General features: G+C 52.6%; 1 protein-coding gene. It reads right to left on the minus strand.

Annotated features, from left to right (window positions below; genetic code table 11):
• Window positions 1-106: 106 nt before the first annotated feature.
• Window positions 107-1,030, minus strand: coding sequence for an IS110 family transposase (locus tag NTD80_RS28605; protein WP_262135676.1), 924 nt, complete (start codon window positions 1,028-1,030; stop codon window positions 107-109).
• Between the last annotated feature and the right edge of the window lie 196 nt (window positions 1,031-1,226).

Below are 1,226 nucleotides of genomic sequence, written 5' to 3' on the forward strand. Positions count from 1 at the left end.
GTGGGAGCAACTGTCTTGATCCCTTTAAAAAAACATCATCAAGTCAGCCACAAAAACTCCCACAGCCGATGGCCGTGTACTACTCCAGTGCTGATTGCGTAGCTGATTACGCTACGCGATCTCTCCACTCTGAATCGTCTCGGATCATTGCGTTCAGACGTATCAACAACACTCGCATGCAGGCGATAAGCGCTACTTTTGCGCACTTTCCTTTATCTAACAGAGCCTTATATCGGGCATTGAATTCAGGCTGAAAGCGAATAACCGACCAGCATGCCATGTACAACGAGCGTCGGACTGAGAACCTTCCTCCGCTGATGTAGCGTTTACCTTTCTGCTTGCCGCTGTCGTTGTTATACGGAGCAAGGCCTGCCAGTGCTGCGATTTCATGGCGTCCAACGTTGCCCAGTTCAGGCAGATAGGCCATCAAGCTGGCGGCGGTAATAAGTCCTATCCCTTTCACCGAGCACAGCCGTAAAACCCTTTTTCGATCAAGGCTTTCAGCACTCTGGCGAATCTGTGCATCGAGCAACACGATGACTTTGTTCAGGTAATCGATATGACCTTTCAGCAAAGGTTTGACGGCATCCGAACCGGCTGTTTTGAGACGCCGTTCGTCGTCACTTCGCTGCTGAACAAAGTTCTCGCGCTGATGAACCAAGGCGCGTAGATCGTCTTGATCAGGGCTTGTAGGCTGGGTTTTGGGGGGCTTGATAGTGGCTGCGAACTGAGCGAGAAGTCGGGCATCTATTGGGTCGGTTTTCGCTTGCTGCCCCATCGCTTTGGCAAAGCTCCTGGCTCGACTGGGGTTGACCCGTATAACTTCGAAGCCATCGGTTTGAAGTGCTTTCATGACCTGTCGCTCGTAGCCGCCTGTCGCCTCCAGGAGCACGCAACGAACCTGGTGACTCTTCAGCCAATCGATCAAAAGGGGGAAGCCACTCGCTGTATTGGGGCAATTTATACCGGCGTCTTTGGAATCCAGCTGAGCTTCAAGATCGTCTTTAGAAACATCGATGCCTGCAAACATGGCCAAACCCTCTTACACTCAATGGTGAGAGCGCTCTGGCTGGGCCCACGCTTGTACTGTTCGAGGTCGGCTCGTTCAACTGTTCGGGCTCAATAACCAGAGTGGAGAGGTGGATGGCAGCATAGGCTCCCACACGTGCTTTAAGCACCGCTGTCGGTCGGCTTGCCATCCACCGCTCTCATCCTCAGTTTAAACC

Origin of the sequence: Pseudomonas sp. 13B_2.1_Bac1 (genome assembly GCF_025466155.1) — a bacterium.
GTDB lineage: Bacteria > Pseudomonadota > Gammaproteobacteria > Pseudomonadales > Pseudomonadaceae > Aquipseudomonas > Aquipseudomonas aylmerensis.

Excerpts from the sequence above, each read along its gene's own strand:
- NTD80_RS28605 (WP_262135676.1), bottom strand. The coding sequence starts at position 1,030 with ATGTTTGCAGGCATCGATGTTTCTAAAGACGATCTTGAAGCTCAGCTG.